Annotated in this window: 11 protein-coding genes; 7 read left to right on the top strand and 4 right to left on the bottom strand. The window is 62.3% G+C overall.

The window, feature by feature from the left end; all coding sequences use genetic code 11:
- Positions 1-5: 5 nt before the first annotated feature.
- From J3352_RS08445 to J3352_RS08430, 4 genes are all read right to left on the bottom strand, one after another.
- Positions 6-1,349, bottom strand: coding sequence for an MATE family efflux transporter (locus J3352_RS08445; RefSeq protein WP_005933394.1), 1,344 nt, complete (start codon positions 1,347-1,349; stop codon positions 6-8).
- A complete protein-coding gene (locus J3352_RS08440) occupies positions 1,339-1,791 on the bottom strand; it encodes a MarR family winged helix-turn-helix transcriptional regulator (protein WP_005933396.1) in 453 nt (150 codons plus the stop codon). Before J3352_RS08440 ends, J3352_RS08445 begins: the two co-directional genes overlap by 11 nt.
- Before the next feature lie 172 nt (positions 1,792-1,963).
- On the bottom strand, positions 1,964-2,236 hold the full coding sequence (locus J3352_RS08435) for a helix-turn-helix transcriptional regulator (RefSeq protein WP_005933400.1): 273 nt from the start codon (positions 2,234-2,236) through the stop codon (positions 1,964-1,966).
- 110 nt (positions 2,237-2,346) lie between these two features.
- On the bottom strand, positions 2,347-3,888 hold the full coding sequence (locus J3352_RS08430) for a YifB family Mg chelatase-like AAA ATPase (protein ID WP_005933402.1): 1,542 nt from the start codon (positions 3,886-3,888) through the stop codon (positions 2,347-2,349).
- A gap of 322 nt (positions 3,889-4,210) precedes the next feature.
- Between J3352_RS08430 and J3352_RS08425 the strand changes: the two genes are divergently transcribed.
- The 7 genes from J3352_RS08425 (at position 4,211) to recJ (ending at position 14,720) form a co-directional block, all read left to right on the top strand.
- Positions 4,211-5,893, top strand: coding sequence for a phospho-sugar mutase (locus J3352_RS08425; protein WP_005933408.1), 1,683 nt, complete (start codon positions 4,211-4,213; stop codon positions 5,891-5,893).
- Positions 5,894-6,065: 172 nt separating this feature from the next.
- Entirely contained in the window at positions 6,066-7,232 is a 1,167-nt protein-coding gene (gene ispF, locus J3352_RS08420) for a 2-C-methyl-D-erythritol 2,4-cyclodiphosphate synthase (RefSeq protein ID WP_097786443.1), read from the top strand.
- 16 nt (positions 7,233-7,248) lie between these two features.
- On the top strand, positions 7,249-8,151 hold the full coding sequence (gene cdaA, locus J3352_RS08415; protein ID WP_005933418.1) for a diadenylate cyclase CdaA: 903 nt from the start codon (positions 7,249-7,251) through the stop codon (positions 8,149-8,151).
- Positions 8,148-9,446 (top strand): YbbR-like domain-containing protein, encoded by a 1,299-nt coding sequence (locus tag J3352_RS08410; protein ID WP_156068716.1) that lies wholly within the window; start codon positions 8,148-8,150, stop codon positions 9,444-9,446. The genes cdaA and J3352_RS08410 overlap by 4 nt, the downstream gene beginning before the upstream one ends.
- A gap of 175 nt (positions 9,447-9,621) precedes the next feature.
- Positions 9,622-11,217, top strand: coding sequence for an NAD(P)/FAD-dependent oxidoreductase (locus J3352_RS08405; RefSeq protein ID WP_097772505.1), 1,596 nt, complete (start codon positions 9,622-9,624; stop codon positions 11,215-11,217).
- Between the two features lie 9 nt (positions 11,218-11,226).
- A complete protein-coding gene (locus J3352_RS08400; protein ID WP_156065954.1) occupies positions 11,227-12,582 on the top strand; it encodes a 5-bromo-4-chloroindolyl phosphate hydrolysis family protein in 1,356 nt (451 codons plus the stop codon).
- Positions 12,579-14,720 carry a single-stranded-DNA-specific exonuclease RecJ gene (gene recJ, locus J3352_RS08395; protein ID WP_005933430.1) on the top strand — a complete coding sequence of 714 codons (2,142 nt, stop codon included), beginning with the start codon at positions 12,579-12,581 and terminating at the stop codon, positions 14,718-14,720. Before J3352_RS08400 ends, recJ begins: the two co-directional genes overlap by 4 nt.
- Position 14,721 lies beyond the last annotated feature (1 nt).

The following is a 14,721-nucleotide window of genomic DNA, read 5'->3' as shown; positions in this document are numbered from 1 at the left end:
TCCTCTCAGCCCTGCTTTTTCGCCTTCCGGTCCAGGTACAGGAAGAAGCAGACATTCAGCAGCACACCCACCGCTGTGGAGGTGGGTGCGGCCAGACCGATCATGGTCAGGCTGGCGTTGGGCTGGATGCTCATAATGTAGGCCATGGGCAGGCGGACGAGCAGGGTCTGGAACAGGCCCTGCGCCATGACGAAAACGGTCTTGCCGCTGCCGTTGAAATAGCCGATCATGCTGAACAGGATCGCGGTGAGGATGGTCTCCAGCGCAAAGCCCTTGAGGTAGGCATAGCCGTTGGCGATCACAGGTGCATCCGTGGTGAAGAAGCTGCAGAGCAGGTCGCCCTTGCACAAGACCAGCGCAAAGACGAACAGGCCAAAGAACAGACCGATGCCGATGCCGGTGCGCAGGGTCTGCCGGGCGCGCTGATGCTTGCCTGCGCCGATGTTCTGGGAGATGAAGGAAGCCATGGACTGCATCAGGGCGCTGGGGATCAGCATGGCGAAATTGACGATCTTGCAGGCCACGCCGTAGCCGGAGGAAGCCTCCAGACCCAGGCGGTTGACAAAGGCACAGAGGGCCAGAAAAGAGAGCTGGGTCAAAAACTCCTGCAGCGCCAGCGGCAGGCCGATGGCCAGAAACTTTTTGCACTGGAAGTTCAGCCGGAAGTCCGCCTTTTTGATGGAAAAGGGCAGAGATTTTTTCAGCAGCATGACAACAGCGCAGACCACGCTGACAGCCTGTGCGGCCACGGTGGCAATGGCGGCACCGACAGCATCCAGATGGAACCCGGCCACCAGGACCAGGTCGCCGACGATGTTGACCACGCAGGCCACCAGCACAAAGATCAGGGGAGATCGGCTGTCACCCAGGCCGCGGAAGAGGGCCGAGAGCATATTGTAGGCTACGATGAAGAAGATGCCTGCACCGCAGATGCGCACATAGCTGGTGGTCAGGTCAAGGGCCTCGGCCGGGGCCTGCATCAGGCTGGAAATGGGCCGTGCCAGAAACACCAGAACCCCGAACAGCACAGCGGCCAGAAGGGCGAATACAACCGCCGCGCCGCCGATGACCGGGCTGATGAATTCGTGCTTCTTTTCGCCGAGATACCGCGCGATCAGCACCGTGACACCCATGGCCAGCTGGGTGACCACAAAGGTGACAAGGTTGAGCACCTGGCTGCCGGTGGAAACGGCAGACAGGCCCGAGGTGGAGCCGAAGCGGCCCACCACCAGCAGGTCTACCGCGCCGTAAGCGGCCTGCAGCACCAGTGAGCCCAGAATGGGCAGCATGAACAGGGCCAGCTTTTTCGGGATGCTGCCCTGCGTGAAATCGGTCTTATCATTTTTCATGGGAATCTCTCCTTTCGACCATGATCTGATAAAAAATCTCGATGGTGCGGATCATGGTCTCCGCATCCTCTTCCGGGATGACCTCCAGCGCCGGAACAAGAGAGCTGAAATATTCCGCATCGTATTTGCGGGAAAGCGCCCGCCCGGCCTCTGTGATGGTCAGGTAGGTCACCCGGCCGTCCTCAGGGGAGGTCTGCTTGGTCAAAAGACCACGAGCTTCCATGTCCTTTACGGTCCGGGTCACGCCGGGGCGGGGCAGGCTGAGCGCATCGCTCAGGTCAGAGACCTTGACCTGTACGCCCTGCTGTTCCAGTGTCTGGATCGCATCCAGATATTGGATGAAGGAGGGCAGGACCCCGTCCGGCAGGGCAGGCAGCAGATCCCGCACCCGCTTGGCCTGATAGCAGGCATCCATCATCCGTTTGATCAGCGCGATGTTCATAGTGGTTTCTCCTCAAATAGTGACCAAAGATAATTACCGCAGATAATTATACAGAACTGCCGGGATTTGTCAAGCGTTTTTTGCAAACAAAAATGCACCGCCCGCAGAAAGCGGACAGTGCACTCTTTGAAACAGAGATCGGATCGTGAAATGTGAAAAAAGGTTTTTGTGGTCACTCAAATGAAACGTGAAGCGTTTTGCCCATACAGGCAGCCATTTTTTGCAAAAACTCCAACGAGGGATTGGAATTTCCGTTTTCAAAGCGGGAAATATTGGCCTGTGCTGTGCCCATTTTTTCGGCCAGTTGTTTTTGAGTAAGCCCAGCGGCTTTGCGGCTCTCGATCGCGGCGCAGATGGCTTCATACTGCGGGCCGAGCTGCTCATATTCAGCGCGGACTTCTGGTTTTTCGGCAAAGGTCTTCATTTTATAGGTGCGGTAATCCATCGGCTCACTCCCTTTATTGGTTTTGTGTGGTCAGGGCATGGCGGCTCTTATAATCGAGCAATCGTTACCATTATTATATCATATATGATATCTTTTTTTCAAGAGGAACCTCAGAACGTCTCCACCTTTTCCTGCGCGCGGTACTGCAATGCTTCCAGCAGGGCCTCTTCATCCAGCAGCTGTTTGCCTGCCAGATCAGCCACGGTGCGGGCCACCCGGAGGATGCGGTCATGGGCGCGGGCAGAAAGACCCAGTGTGTCGTAGGAGGCGCGGAGGAGCCGCTCGGCGGCGGGGGTCATCCGGCAGACACGCCGCACCTGCCCGGCTGTGAGCTGGGCATTGCAGCGCACGCCCTCGTATCCGGGGGCGGCATAGCGCTTGGCCTGCACGGCCCGGGCGGCAAGCACCTGCTTGCGCAGGTCTGCGCTGCTCTCGGCGGGGGTGCTGGTGTGGAGCTCGTCAAAGGCAACGGGGTCCATCTCCACACAGAGGTCGATGCGGTCCAGCAGGGGGCCGGACACCCGGCTGCGGTACTGCCGCACCGCACTGGGTGAACAGGTACAGGGACGGGTGGGGTGGCCGTAATAGCCGCACTTGCAGGGGTTCATGGCGGCCACCAGCTGGAACCGGCTGGGGTAGGTGGCGCTGCCTGCCGCGCGGCTCACGGTGATCTGGCCGTCCTCCAGCGGCTGGCGCAGAACTTCCAGACTGTCCCGGGAAAACTCCGGCAGCTCGTCCAGAAACAGTACGCCGCAGTCGGCAAGGCTGCACTCGCCGGGCCGGAAGGTGGTGCCGCCGCCCGCCAGTGCCGCCGCGCTGGCCGAGTGGTGCGGGCTGCGGAAGGGTCGGGCGGAGATCAGGCCCCGCCCCTTGGGCAGCTGGCCCGCAATGGAATAGATCTTGGTGGTCTCCACAGCCTCCTCCCGGGTCAAGGGAGGAAGGATACCGGGCAGGCGCTTGGCCAGCATAGATTTGCCGGTGCCGGGCGCGCCGATGAGCAGCACGTTGTGCCCACCGGCTGCCGCCAGCACCATGGCCCGGCGGGCCAGCGGCTGGCCCATCACATCCGCAAAATCCGGGGCGGCATTCCAGCCGGAAGCGGGGTCAAAGGGGATGGGCGCGGCAGGGGAGAGGGGCACAAGGCCCCGCAGCGCATCCACGACCTCCCGGGCTGTGCGTGCGGGGTAGACCTGCATCGCGTCGCCGCCCGCCTCGGCGGCTTCGGCGGCATTTTCGGCGGGCACATACAGGCTGCGGATGCCGTCTGCTGCCGCCGCCAGCGCCATGGGCAGCACGCCCGAAACCGGGCGCAGGCTGCCGTCCAGTGCCAGCTCCCCCAGAAAAGCCGCGTCGGCGGGCGGCTCCTCCATCTGGCCGGAGGATGCCAGCACCGCCAGCAGCAGGGGCAGGTCATATACCGGGCCGCTCTTGCGGATGTCCGCCGGGGCAAGGTTGACCGTGATGTGGCGGTCGGGCCATTTGTAGCCCAGATTCTTCACGGCAGAGCGGACACGGTCACCGCTTTCCCGCACGGCGGAATCCGGCAGGCCCACCAGCGAAAAGGCGGGCAGGCCGCCGGAGACATCGGCTTCCACGGCCACGGCAAAGCCGTTCAGGCCGTTCAGACCATAGCTTTTCAGAACGGAATACATGGGGCCTCCTCACGCCGCGTCTGCGGCCCGATGGGGAAATGACCGGGAAAATGCCCGGTCTCGGCAAAATATTCTATTGTCCCCATTATAGTGTCGGGCAGGGGGCTTGTCAATGTGCGGGCACTGCCGCAGGCTCTGCGGACAGCACGAAAGCCCCAAATGATGGAAAAGGCTGAAATCTTTGTAATATTTGTATGATTTGCGGAGCAAAAATTCTTACATAATATGGAATTGACACAGTACCAAGAAAGGGTTTATAGTATAAATAGGTTTGGAAAAACTATCCCTGTGCGAAATACGAATTAAAGGTAAGGTGTGCAATATGTATCTGGATGAGTATAAGCGCTGGCTGGCAGCGGATCTGGAGGACGCGGATCTGAAACCGGAGCTGAACAAGATCGAGGGCAATGACGAGGAGATCAAGGACCGCTTTGCCGTGGCCCTGAAGTTTGGCACCGCCGGTCTGCGCGGTGTGCTGGGTGCCGGTACCAACCGCATGAACATCTATGTTGTCCGTCAGGCCACCCAGGGCCTGGCAAACTGGGTCAAGACCCAGGGCGGCAGCCAGACTGTCGCCATCAGCTACGACAGCCGCCTGAAGAGCGATGTCTTTGCCAAGACCGCCGCCGGTGTTCTGGCCGCCAACGGCATCAAGGTGCGCATCTATGATGCCCTGATGCCTGTGCCTGCCCTGAGCTTTGCCACCCGTTACTATGAGTGCAACGCCGGTATCATGGTCACCGCTTCCCACAACCCCGCCAAGTACAACGGCTACAAGGCCTACGGCCCGGATGGCTGCCAGATGACCGATGATGCCGCCGCCATCGTCTATGATGAGATCCAGAAGACCGATGTTCTGACCGGCGCAAAGTACATCTCCTTTGCCGCTGGCGTGGAGCAGGGCCTGATCCGCTTTGTGGGCGATGACTGCAAGAAGGCCCTGTACGATGCCATCGAGGCCCGTCAGGTGCGCCCCGGCCTGTGCCGGACTGCCGGCCTGAAGCTGGTGTACAGCCCCCTGAACGGTTCCGGCCTGGTGCCTGTGACCCATGTGCTGAACGATATGGGCATCACCGATATCACCATCGTGCCCGAGCAGGAGTACCCTAACGGCTACTTTACCACCTGCTCCTACCCCAACCCTGAGATCTTTGAGGCCCTGAAGCTGGGTCTGGAGCTGGCCACCAAGACCGGTGCTGACCTGATGCTGGCCACCGACCCCGATGCAGACCGCGTGGGCATTGCCATGAAGTGCCCGGACGGCAGCTATGAGCTGGTCTCCGGCAACGAAATGGGCGTTCTGCTGCTGGATTACATCTGCGCCGGACGCATTGAAAAGGGCACCATGCCCGCAAACCCCGTGGCGGTCAAGTCCATCGTTTCCACCCCGCTGGCCGACGCTGTGGCAAAGCACTACGGCGTGGAGATGCGCAACGTTCTGACCGGCTTCAAGTGGATCGGCGATCAGATCGCCAATCTGGAAGCCGCCGGTGAAGTGGACCGCTTCATTTTCGGCTTTGAGGAGAGCTACGGCTACCTGGCCGGCCCCTATGTCCGCGATAAGGATGCCGTCATCGGCTCCATGCTGATCTGCGAGATGGCCGCTTACTACCGCAGCATCGGCTCCTCCATCAAGCAGCGTCTGGAAGAGATCTACGCACAGTACGGCCGCTACCTGAACAAGGTGGACAGCTTTGAGTTCCCCGGCCTGACCGGCATGGAGAAGATGGCTTCCATCATGCAGAAGCTGCGTGACGAGCCCCTGACCGAGATCGGCGGCCACAAGGTTGTCAAGGTCATGGACTACAAGAAGCCCGAGGAGACCGGCCTGCCCGCCGCCAATGTCCTGATCTACACGCTGGAAAATGGCGCGACCGTTGTGGTGCGTCCCTCCGGCACCGAGCCTAAGATCAAGACCTACTTCACCACTCTGGGCAAGACCCTGGAGGAAGCCCAGGCACAGAAGGATGCTCTGGCTGCCGCCATCGAGCCCATTCTGAAGTGATCTCCTGAAAAAAGAAGCGTTTTTGCCCCTCTGCTCTGCCGCAGAGGGGCATTTTTGCTGTATAAAATCGGTTGCAGTTTGCCGGGCGATACGGTATAATAAAATATGGTTTATTCTATCTGTGCCCCGGGTGGTATTTCCCGGGAGAATAAGAGCAGGGCAGGTGCAGAAATTGGAAAAGAAAGTATCAGCCGTTCTGGTGGCGGCAGGGTCCTCCACTCGCATGGGGTTTGACAAGCTCAGCTTTGATCTGGGCGGGGAGACCGTGGTGCAGCGGAGCATCCGGGCCTTTGCGGAGTGTCCGCTGGTCAGCGAGATCGTTCTGGTGGCCGGGAAGAACCGGGCATTTCTGGAACAGCAGGCCGGGGCCTGCACAAAGCCGGTGCAGGTGGTACAGGGTGGCGCGACCCGTGCCGAGAGCGCGAAGAACGGCGTGCTGGCCGCCCACGGAGAGCTGGTGGCTGTCCATGATGCCGCCCGTCCCTTTGTCAGTCAGGCTGTCATCACGGCGGCGCTGGAAGCAGCCGCTGCCTGTGGTGCTGCCGCCCCCGCCGTGCCGGTAAAGGATACCGTCAAGCGGGCTGTGCGGGGCGACGGCAAGACTGTGCCGGAGCAGTGCATGGTCGCTGATACCCCTGACCGCAGCACCCTGTATGCGGTGCAGACCCCCCAGTGCTTCGACCGTGCGGCGTATCTGGCCGCGCTGGACGAGCTGGATGCGGAAAAAGCCCGCCTGGTCACCGATGACTGCAGCCTGTTTGAACTGACCGGCCGCCCGGTGCAGCTGACCCAGGGGGATTACGCCAATCTGAAGATCACAACGCGGGAGGATCTGCCCCGCGCCGAACAGAAAGAAGGAAATGATATGCGCATTGGTCATGGTTATGATGTTCACCGTCTGGTCGAGGATCGCAAGCTGATCCTGGGCGGCGTGGAGGTGCCTTTTGAAAAGGGCCTGCTGGGCCACTCGGATGCCGATGTGCTGGCCCACGCTGTGATGGACGCTGTGCTGGGTGCTGCCGCACTGGGCGACATCGGCAAGCACTTCCCGGATACCGACCCCGCCTACGCCGGTGCCGACAGCCTGCAGCTGGCGCAGCATGTGGCACGCATCATGCGGGAGAAGGGCTGGAAGATCGTGAACATCGATTCCACCCTGCTCTGCCAGAAGCCCAAGCTGGCCCCCTACATCCCCGCCATGCGGGAAAATCTGGCCGCAGCCTTCGGGATGCCGGTGGATGCTGTGAGCGTCAAGGCCACCACCGAGGAGCATCTGGGCTTTACCGGCGAGGGCCTGGGCATTGCCGCCCATGCTGTCGCCCTGATCGAGAAGCTGTAACGGGAGAGACACTCTGATGACTCTGAATTCGATCATCGCCAATTTCCAGACCTTCAAGCTGGCCGATCTGCTGGATATCGTCATCATTGCTTTCCTGATCTACCAGCTGCTGGGCATCATCAACCGCACCCGCGCCGGGCAGCTGGCCAAGGGCGCGCTGCTGGTGCTGGCGGTCTATCTGGTGGCCAACGTGCTGAACATGCGCACCGTCACCTGGCTGCTGAACTCGCTGCTGCAGGTCGGCCTGCTGACGCTGGTGGTCCTGTTCCAGCCAGAGATCCGCCGCGCATTGGAGCGGATGGGCCAGACCGACCAGTGGGCGGGCAAGCTCTTCAACATCAAGGGACGCTACAATGACCCCAGCTTCAAAGGGGCCTGGCGCAGCGCCATCATTGCCATCTGCGATGCCGCCGAGCGCTTTTCCGAGACCAAGACCGGTGCCCTGATCGTGCTGGAGCGCAACACCAACCTCTCTGAGATCGTGCGCACCGGCACACCCGTGAACAGTGCCGTCAATCTGGAGGTGCTGGGCACCATCTTCTACGAGGGTACCCCCCTGCACGACGGTGCCGCCATCATTGAGAATGGCCGCATCAAGGCGGCGGGCTGCGTGCTGCCCCTGTCCAACAACCTGGATCTGGGCAAGGATATGGGCACCCGCCACCGCGCCTGCCTGGGCATTGCGGAGAATTCGGATGCCATTGCCGTTGTGGTCAGTGAGGAGACCGGCATCATCTCCATGGCAAAGAACGGTGTGCTGATCCGCCACTTTGACCGCCAGACCCTGTACACCCGGCTGGTGGATGAGATGATCCCCAAGGAGACCGCCAGCGAAAAGGCAGCTGCCGATGGCTGGCGCGGCAAGGTCAAGAGCCTGCTGAACTGGATGAACCAGAAAGAGGAGGATGAGCAGCAGTGAGCAGCAATCGTACCAACGGCACAAAGCCTGCCATCCAGCACACCAAGAGCATTCTGGACGACCGCCGCATTCGGCTGCTGCTGGCCATCGTGGGTGCCATTGTGGCATGGATGGTGGTCACCATCGTCGTCCAGCCCGGCACCACCCGCACCATCAACAATGTGCCGGTGGATTTTACCTATGATTCCGCCGCGTACACCTCCCGGGGCCTGAGCATCGTCAGCGCGCCGGAAAAGTACGTCAGCCTGAAGCTCTCGGGCGATGGCTACACCATCGGCAGCCTGACTTCCTCTGATTTCGTGGTCTACCCGGACTGGTCCGGTGTGCGGGACAGCGGCGAAAAGACCCTGCACCTGCAGGTGCGGGGCGTGAACACCCTGCTCAATGGCGTGTCCGTTTCCATTGAGGGCGGCGACAACAGCGTGGACGTGGTGTTTGACGTGGTGGAGGAGAAAACGGTGCCCATCACCGTGACCACCAACTACCTGACCATTGCGGACGGCTATATCCTCTATGGCACCGAGCTCTCCAAGGAGACAGTGACCCTCTCCGGCCCCAGCACCGAGATCGATAAGGTGGAGACCTGCACCGCCGAGGTGACCCACAAGGGGGAGCTCACCGATTCTGTCACGCTGGATACCGCCCTGCGCTTTTATACCAAGAGCGGCAGCGAGATCAAGTTCGAATACACGAATCTGGAGGAGTCCAGTGTGGAGGTCACGCTGGAGGTCTACAAGATGGCCACCCTGCCCGTGTCGGTCAGCTTTATCAACGCGCCCCGGAATTTTAATCCCTCGGTGCTGGTCTACTCCCTGAGCAAGCAGACCCTGAATGTCGCCGGGCCCGAGAGCCAGATCGAAAAGCTCTCCACCCTGTCTGTGGGCACCATCGATCTTTCCACCTTTGCGCTGAACAAGGTGTATGAGCTGCCCATCGAGCTGCCGGGCAATATCCGCCTGCTGGACAACATTTCTAGCATCACGGTCAGCTTCGACAGCTCCAAGCTCGAGACCAAGACCATGAACCTGCCCGCCAGCTGCGTGCAGGTGGTCAATCTGCCCTCTACCTATACCCTGACCGTGCAGACCGAGCGGCTGATGAACGTGACCCTCTGCGGCCCGGCGGGTCTGCTGGATACGCTGGTGCCCGAGCAGGTGGTCATTGAGATTGATGCGGATGATTTCTATGTGGCCGCAGGGCAGCAGAACATTGCCTGCCGCCTGTATGTGCCCTCCAATGGTAAGATCTTTGCGCTGGGGAGCTATGTCATCCAGTGCAAGATAGAAAGTAACTGAGCTGGCTCACCCTCTCAGTCTCGCTTCGCTCGCCAGCTCTCCCGAAGGGAGAGCCCTTGGCATAAAGATGAAGTTTGCAAATATTGCCAAGGCCTCCCACTTTGGGGGAGGTGGCATTGCGTTAGCAATGACGGAGAGGGTGAGGAGGCTGAAAATAGAAAGCGAAACCTGATAGATGATACTAGTAAGAGATATCCGCCTGCCGCTCTCTGCCGGGGAGCCGCAGGCATTCGAGAAAGCGCTGCATCTGGCGCGCATCCCCCGCAGCAAGGCGGCCCATCTGGGCGTAGCCAGGTTGTCGGTGGATGCCCGCCACGGGCAGCCAAAGCTGGTGTATACCATAGCGGTAACGCTCAAGGACGAGGGTGAGGAATCTGCGTATGCAGGGGCCTCGCCCTGCGTTGCTATCCGCGGCAAAACGGATCTCAGCGTTCAGAACGGCACCCAGCGCCTGCCCCACCGGCCTGTGGTCTGCGGGCTAGGGCCGGCGGGCCTGTTTGCGGCGCTGCTGCTGGCCCGGCAGGGCTACAAGCCCATCGTGCTGGAACGCGGCCCGGCGCTGGACGAGCGTGTGAAGGCGGTGGAGCACTTCTCTGCCACTGGTGAGCTGGACCCCAACGCCAACATCCAGTTTGGCGAGGGCGGCGCGGGTACCTTTTCGGACGGCAAGCTGACCACCCGCATCGGGGATGAGCTCTGCGGCTTTGTCACCGAGGTGTTTCTGCAGCACGGTGCCCCGGCGGAGATCGCCTGGAAGCAGAAGCCCCATGTGGGCACCGACCTGCTGCGGGGCGTTATCACCTCCATCCGCAGGGAGATCGAAGCTCTGGGCGGCGAGGTGCACTTCAACACGGCCCTCACCGGTTTTGAGCAGAAGAACGGACGGCTGACCGGCATCTTTACCACCGGCGGGACCTTCCCCTGTGAAGCGCTGGTGTTTGCCGTGGGCCACTCGGCCCGGGACACCTTCGGGATGCTGATGGACAGCGGCCTTGTGCTGGAGTGCAAGCCCTTCAGCGTGGGTTTCCGGGCAGAGCACCTGCAGAGTGAGATCGAGAAGAGCCTGTACCACGAGGCTGCCGGGCATCCGGCCCTGCCGCGCGGAGAGTATCAGCTTTCCCAGCATGTGGGAGACCGGTGCGTGTACACCTTCTGCATGTGTCCCGGCGGTCAGGTGGTGGCTTCGGCCAGCGAGACCGGCCACGTGGTCACCAACGGCATGAGCTACCACGCCCGGGACGGCAAGAACGCCAACGCGGCGGTGGTGGTCAGCGTGGGAGCTGAGGATTTTGCGGGCGACCCGCGCAGGGCCATTGCTTTCCAGCGGGAGCTGGAGGCCAAAGCCTACGCTGCAGGCCGCCGGGGCGGGGCGTATGCGGCCCCGGCTGAGAACGTGCAGAGCTTTCTGGAGGGCAAAGGCCAGCTGAACATCGGCCGGGTGGAGCCTACCTATGACCGGGGCGTTGTGGCTGCGGATCTGGGAGCTTTGCTGCCCGGGGAGCTGGCCGATACCCTGCGGGCGGGCCTGCGCGCCTACGAGCGTAAAATTGCGGGCTACACCGCACCGGAAGCCATCCTCACGGGCCTTGAGACCCGCACCAGCAGCCCCGTGCGGCTGAAACGGGAGGAGACCTTGGAATCGGCCCAGCTGGCGGGGTTGTACCCCTGCGGCGAGGGGGCCGGATATGCGGGCGGCATTATGAGCGCCGCCGTGGACGGCCTGCGGGTCGCCCGTGCGATCATCGGCCGGTATGCACCGGCAGAAGGGTGAGAAATATTGATGAACCATCGTGAAAACGATTCAACACAAGAAAACGAGGGAAAACAGGTGCAGCAGGAGCTGGAAGAGCAGCTGCGCGCCTTTGGCGACACCATGTCCGATGCCTTTGCCCACGGCTTTGAGGGCCGGGGCATGGACATCGGCGACCGTGCGTGGGATGTGGGCAAGGCCGCTGTTCATGCAGCCAATTACGGCATCTCGGAGGCGGGCAAGGCCATGCGGCAGGCCCGGGACAGCTACTACCAGAGCCAGCGGCAGGCCCATGCCAACGGCGGCACGGCAGGGCAGTACGCCGGGATGCCCCAGTGGGCCAGAAATTTCTTTGCATCGCGCCCGGAGCTGACCCCGGTGGAAAAGCTGCGGAAATGCGCCAAGGAGCGTTACAGCTCGGGCGTGGCTCTGCTGGCTGTGGGCATCATCTTTGCGGTGCTTTTCGGGCTGGGCGCAGTGGGCTGCCTGATCGGGCTGGGCATTATTTCGCCGGCTGCTTTGGGCGACGTTGTGGTGTCGACTGCTGAGGGCGGCGGCATCCTGATGACGGGCACGGACTACGCTATGAACACCGCCTACAATGTGCTTGGCATCGTCAGCAGCGTGCTGGGCCTTGCCACGGCGGGCTTTGGCTGGATGGCGGCCTGCGGCGTTTCCCAGAGGGAAGCGGGCAGGCAGATGGGCCAGCTGGCCGACCTTGCCGACAGCATGGACGGCGGCAAGGGCCTGCCGGTGGAGATGCTGGCCGACCTGACCCACCAGAAAAAGAAAAAAACGCTCAAGCGGCTGAAAAAAAGCATCCGCAAAGGCTGGCTGAATGCTTGGCTGGATGAGAAAACGGAGACTGTGTACCTGACGGCGGAGGATTACCGCGCCGCGCAGGAGGCCCTCGCCGCAGAGCACGCCCGCCCGGCTCCGCAGCCGGAGCAGGAGGCCGCGCCGGAAACGCCCCTCAACCTCGAAACGGCCCGCCGCTTTGCGCAGGTGCTGGAACAGGAACAGCACCTCATGCAGGACGCGCAGGGCCGGGAAGAGCTGGAAACGATGCAAAAGACCACCACCGCCATCTGCGAGTGGCTGGAAGCGCACCCGGAAAGTCTGCCCAAGGCCCGCCGCTTTGCGGAATACTATATCCCCACCACCCTGAAGCTGCTGCACACCTACAACGATGTGCAGGGCCAGCAGGGCGAAAATGCAGAGACCATCCGCCGGGATATCGCGGGCATCCTGCACACCCTGAATCAGGCTTACAGCAACCTGTATGATAACCTGCTTTCTGACGTTGCCATGGATGTTTCCAGCGAGATCGCCGCGCTGCAGGGAATGCTGGCCAATGACGGCCTGACCGGGGAGGGACTGTTATGACGACCTACCGGGCCTGGAACCTGAAGCCGCTGGACCGCTCTGCCCTGAAGGAGCTGACCGCGGCCATTGCCCAGCAGAGCACCGAGGAGCTGGAAAGCCGCGCCATGGAAACGATGGATGGGGAGCCGTGGAGCGAGGAAAAATATCAGATGACGCTGGCCGCCCAGCAGAAGGAGGCGGGCCTGCTGGCGGGCATTCTGGCTGCACGCGGCATTACCGACCCTGCCGAGGCCCTGACCCTGCTGTCGGGCGAGGAAGAGCTGACCGACCCCATGCTCCTGACCGACATGGACAAGGCCTGTGCCCGCATCCTCGATGCCATCGACCGGGAAGAGACCATTGTTGTCTTTGGCGACTACGATGTGGACGGCGTGACCGCCACCGCCCTGCTCTACCAGCACCTCAAGGGGATGGGAGCCAACGTCAAGTGTATGCTGCCCAGCCGTGAAGGGGATGGCTACGGCCTTTCCAAAAATGCCATCCAGTCCATCCACGATAAGGGCTGCCAGCTCATCGTGACGGTGGACAACGGCATCTCCGCACTGGAGGAGGCTGAGTTTGCGGCTTCACTGGGGGTGGACCTGATCGTCACCGATCACCATCTGCCCCATGATACCCTGCCTAAGGCCGTTGCCGTGGTGGACCCCCGCCGCGCCGATGATACCAGCCCCTTCAAGGGCCTGTGCGGCGCAGGTGTGGCCTTCAAGCTCTGTGCCGCGCTGGACGGCTGCCCGCCCGAGGAGATGCTGGACTACTGCGGCGACCTTGCCGCCGTGGGCACCGTGGCAGACGTGATGCCCCTGACCGGCGAGAACCGCACCCTGGTCAAAGCGGGCCTGCACCTGCTGCAGCACTCTGACCGGCCCGGCCTTCTGGCCCTGCTGGATGAGGTGGGGCTGGGCGGCAAGCCCGTGACCGCCGAGAATGTCAGCTACGCCATTGCCCCCCGCATCAACGCGGCGGGCCGGATGGACAGCGCTGTGACCGCCCTGCAGCTGGTGCTGTGTGAGGATGAGGAACGCGCTGCCGAGCTGGCACATAAACTGAACGAGATCAACGCCGCCCGGCAGGAGACCGAGGGCGAGATCGCCAAGGCCGCGCAGGCCCAGCTGGAGGCCGAGCCCGCCATTCTGGAGGACCGGGTCATCCTGATCTGGGGCCGGGACTGGCACCCCGGTGTCATTGGCATCGTGGCATCCCGGCTGGTGGAAAAGACCGGCCGTCCCGTTATCGTGGTGTCCATTGATGAGCACGGCGAGGGCAAGGGCAGCGGACGCAGTGTGCAGGGCTTCAATCTGCACGCCTGCATTGCCTCCTGCGAGGACCTTCTCCTCCGCTTCGGCGGCCACGCCATGGCGGCGGGCCTTTCGGTACGGGAGGAGAACCTGCCGGAGCTGCGCCGCCGCCTGAACGAGTGGGCCGCCCGGGAGTGCCCGGTGCTGGTGACCCCGCCGCTGGAATGCGACCTGTCCATCCATCTCGACCGCATCACGGTGGAATCCGTCCGGCGGCTGGACCAGCTGGCTCCCTACGGTGCCGAGAACCCCGCCCCGGTGTTCCTGCTGGAAAAGGCCGTGGTGGAGGGAGTCTACCCTGTCTCGGAGGGGCGGCACTGCCGCCTGCGCCTGCGGCAGGGCAATGCCTGCATCTATGCGGTCTGGTTCGGGATGCACCCGGAGCAGCTGCCCTATGCCACCGGCGATGTGGTGGACGCGGCCCTGAGCCTCTCGGTTTACGAGGCCGCCCGGGGCGCGCAGCTTTCGGGACGCATTCTGGAGCTGCACCCGGCGGGCTTTGGCAACGCCGCCGCCCAGCAGACCGCGCTGGTGCAGGCTTTGCGCCGCGGCAGCCCGCTGACTGCCCAGCAGCGCGCCCTGATCGCACCGGAGCGCAGTGATATCATTACCGTTTACCGGGAACTGCAGGCCCGGCGCTGGCACGCCGAGGATATGCAGCCCCTGTTTGCAAAGCTGGGGGAGGAGCACACCGGCAAAACGCTGGTGGCCCTGACGGCCCTGGAACAGGTGGGCCTGATCGCCGCCGTGGAGCGCGGCGGGGCAAAGTTCTGGGAGCTGGTTCCCACGGCAGGCAAGAAGAACCTGGCCGATGCCCCCATCCTGAAATGTCTGGAGGAGTAAA

This window comes from Faecalibacterium sp. Marseille-Q4164 (assembly GCF_017377545.1).
GTDB classification, from domain to species: domain Bacteria; phylum Bacillota; class Clostridia; order Oscillospirales; family Ruminococcaceae; genus Faecalibacterium; species Faecalibacterium duncaniae.
The sequence above is the reverse complement of the archived record's forward strand: the minus strand, read 5'-3'. Positions and strand labels throughout refer to the sequence as shown.

What these genes read in the sequence shown, in the direction of transcription:
- J3352_RS08440 (WP_005933396.1), bottom strand. Translation starts at nt 1,791, where the DNA reads ATGAACATCGCGCTGATCAAACGGATGATGGATGCCTGCTATCAGGCC.
- cdaA (WP_005933418.1), top strand. Translation starts at nt 7,249, where the DNA reads ATGACTCTGAATTCGATCATCGCCAATTTCCAGACCTTCAAGCTGGCC.
- J3352_RS08430 (WP_005933402.1), bottom strand. Translation starts at nt 3,888, where the DNA reads ATGTATTCCGTTCTGAAAAGCTATGGTCTGAACGGCCTGAACGGCTTT.
- J3352_RS08445 (WP_005933394.1), bottom strand. Translation starts at nt 1,349, where the DNA reads ATGAAAAATGATAAGACCGATTTCACGCAGGGCAGCATCCCGAAAAAG.
- J3352_RS08435 (WP_005933400.1), bottom strand. Translation starts at nt 2,236, where the DNA reads ATGGATTACCGCACCTATAAAATGAAGACCTTTGCCGAAAAACCAGAA.
- J3352_RS08425 (WP_005933408.1), top strand. Translation starts at nt 4,211, where the DNA reads ATGTATCTGGATGAGTATAAGCGCTGGCTGGCAGCGGATCTGGAGGAC.
- recJ (WP_005933430.1), top strand. Translation starts at nt 12,579, where the DNA reads ATGACGACCTACCGGGCCTGGAACCTGAAGCCGCTGGACCGCTCTGCC.
- J3352_RS08400 (WP_156065954.1), top strand. Translation starts at nt 11,227, where the DNA reads ATGAACCATCGTGAAAACGATTCAACACAAGAAAACGAGGGAAAACAG.
- J3352_RS08405 (WP_097772505.1), top strand. Translation starts at nt 9,622, where the DNA reads ATGATACTAGTAAGAGATATCCGCCTGCCGCTCTCTGCCGGGGAGCCG.